We start from the raw sequence: 2,651 nt of genomic DNA on the forward strand, positions 1-2,651 counted from the left end.
GTCCATAGCGGCCTCCAGAAGTTTGTGTTGATTTCTCTTCTGAGAGGCCGCGCCTTGCTATGTCAACTATTTTTTGAGATTTTTAGTGGTTTTTCTCCTCTGAAACTCTAAACTCTAGTTATTGTTTTTACAAGCCGAAAGTATACCCGCTAAACCGCCTGTTTCAAATCCCCGTGAACCGTATCACGCCCCGGTTCAGCCAATAAATGACGTGAGCTGCATAACAAAAACAAACCTTCGCGCCGAATGCGCTACACTCCGTGTCAGATGCAACAGGAAGAAGGGGAAAGGCCATGAAAGATCTGATTTGGGACAACACACTGAGTGTACAAATCCAGGAAATCGATGAAGATCACCGCAGACTGGTGGGTCTGTTCAATCTTCTCAACCATGCTGTGGAAGACGGAGAAAAGAAGGACTATATCGATGCGATACTGGAAGAACTGATCAGCTGCACCGTCTGGCATTTCAGGCACGAAGAACGGCTGATGCTCAAGTATGCTTACGACGGTTATTCAGAACACAGGAAAGAACATGAAGAACTGATCGAAAGCATCAAAGCGCTGCAGCAGGAGCGTAAAAAGGAAGGCATCTCAGTCACCCAGGACGACATTGAATTTCTGGAGCACTGGCTGACGGGGCATATCCTGGGTGCCGACATGGATCTGGGCGCCTATCTCAGCGAAGTCATGTAGAAAAACCTGGATACCACGCAATTGCCTTTCTAGCGCGGCAGCCACAGGATCATGATGGCGCAGACAATGACCAGCACCACGAACCAGAAGATGAATTTGCCACGCACTCCGGCACGGTAGCCCCGCTCCTGAAAATGCGACACGGCGCCACATTTCGGGCAATGCGCGCTGTCTGCGGGGATTTTTTCCCCGCAATAGAGGCATTTAACCCGGTCGGCCATCGATGCGGGGCCGGATGAGTATGGGCGTGTAAACCAGCGCAAACAGCAGGAAGGCCAGCATCCACAAACCACCGGCGATATTGATCCACAGGTTGAATTGCTGCGGAGCCAACCAGGGGCCGAACACGCGCATCACAGCTCCAAGGTTGAGCAACACGAAAGCCACGGGGATGAAAGGCCCGGTATCGTTGATGTTGCGGCCGGTATGACCCAGAGCCACACGAGACATCATACCCAGGGTGAGCACACCGATGCCGCCAACCGTGATCGCATGCAGCGCCACCGACGGCAACAACACACCGAATCCCGAAAGACCACGCAGCGTCAGGCCCAGCACCAGCCAGGCATAGCCGACGTGCAGCACCCAGAGGATGGGCACGCGCCAAACGCCGGGATGGTACCAGCCGGCAAGACGAACACCCTGTATCAGGGCCGCGGCCAGCAGGGCTGCACCTGCTACAGGTCCGTGCGGCAAGGCAAGTTCAGCCCCGGCGGCAATCACCATGCTGATGAAGGTACCTTTCTCCACCCAGGGCCGCACGGTGGAGCGCGCCCCGGGAACAGCTTTCTCGGTAAAGAAAGGCACCACCCTCCCCGCCACCAGCAACAGCACCAGCAGTACCATGTCCACCATCAGGTAGGCACCCCGGGGCCAGAGGTTCCTGGCCACGCCCATCACGTCCAGATGCACCAGCAGATTGGCCAGGGTCATGCCCGCGAAAATAAGCAGGAACATACGGTTGACCCTGTTCTGTCCATGCCATAACGGGCGCCACAATGACCAGCCAACCAGTGGAATGAAAGCCAGGTCCACTGCGGCCACCAGCCACTGGGGTGCTCCCGGCGTCACCACCAGGACACGACCCAGCAACCAGACACTCGAAATGATCACCAGCAGCCGTCCAGTAGGCACTGCCATGCCGGTCCAGTTCTTTACCGCCGTCAGCAGAAAACCGGCAATCACGGCAGAGGCATAGCCGAACAGCATCTCGTGAGCATGCCATTCCACCAGCGTGAAATAGCCTTTCGCCGGCACCACGCCCTGCCAGAACGCCAGCCACAAACCCAGCAGCACCAGCGCTGAAAGGCCTGCTGCCAGAAAAAAGGGGCGGAAACCCAGGGCAAACAGCGCAAAACTGCCGCTTTTACGCATTACCGGGGGTTCTCCTATATTCAAAGACATGTACTCACTCCTGCAACACCAGGCAGACCCGAAGGGCAGCTATCTTCACTCCCGGTTTATGACCTTTCCTTGACGTTGCTCAAATGGGCCACCAGACAACCGTGGCAAACTCCGCTCATGATTACACGTCTGCCTCTTCCATTCCCCCCACCCCGTGTCGGGTCATTGCGCACCCTGCCCGGCAGGTTGCTGCCCGGCCGGCTTCACTCTCAGGGGCTGACCCTGCTGCTGAACCGGCTGTTGTCTGAAGCGCTGGCCGGCGGTGAACTGGATTTTCTGCAGGACCGTGTTTTGCAGATTGAGGTCATGGACCTTGCCCTGGATTACCGCCTGACCCTGGACAGGGGAAAGCTTGCCGCAGCTGCCCCTGGAAGCGCACCGGACGTGCGGTTCGGCGGCAGGTCACGGGAGTTTCTGCTGCTGGCACTCAACGAGTGTCGGGTACCATGTGATTATATTCCAAAAAGGAGCTATCCTTTGTTCCGAACCCGCCAGATATTGAACGACTGGCTCACGCAAAACCTGGAGGAAGCATAACGCCATGGTTATCCA

The 2,651-nt window shown here is 56.5% G+C and carries 3 protein-coding genes; 2 read left to right on the forward strand and 1 reads right to left on the reverse strand.

Translation table 11 applies throughout. From position 1 onward, the window contains the following. Window positions 1–293: 293 nt before the first annotated feature. Complete coding sequence (locus ACOCD2_RS16320) at window positions 294–695, forward strand: bacteriohemerythrin (RefSeq protein WP_293680577.1); 402 nt, start codon at window positions 294–296, stop codon at window positions 693–695. A gap of 204 nt (window positions 696–899) precedes the next feature. On the opposite strand, the gene ACOCD2_RS16325 is transcribed toward ACOCD2_RS16320, so the two are convergent. Next, window positions 900–2,099, reverse strand: a complete 1,200-nt coding sequence (locus ACOCD2_RS16325) for an NnrS family protein (protein ID WP_294106032.1) — start codon at window positions 2,097–2,099, stop codon at window positions 900–902. Between the two features lie 165 nt (window positions 2,100–2,264). Here ACOCD2_RS16325 and ubiT point away from each other — a divergent pair, with 165 nt between their 5' ends. Next, window positions 2,265–2,636 carry a ubiquinone anaerobic biosynthesis accessory factor UbiT gene (ubiT, locus tag ACOCD2_RS16330; RefSeq protein ID WP_293652900.1) on the forward strand — a complete coding sequence of 124 codons (372 nt, stop codon included), beginning with the start codon at window positions 2,265–2,267 and terminating at the stop codon, window positions 2,634–2,636. Window positions 2,637–2,651 lie beyond the last annotated feature (15 nt).

Source organism: Thiolapillus sp. (assembly GCF_048562965.1).
Taxonomy (GTDB): Bacteria; Pseudomonadota; Gammaproteobacteria; order Chromatiales; family Chromatiaceae; genus Thiolapillus; species Thiolapillus brandeum_A.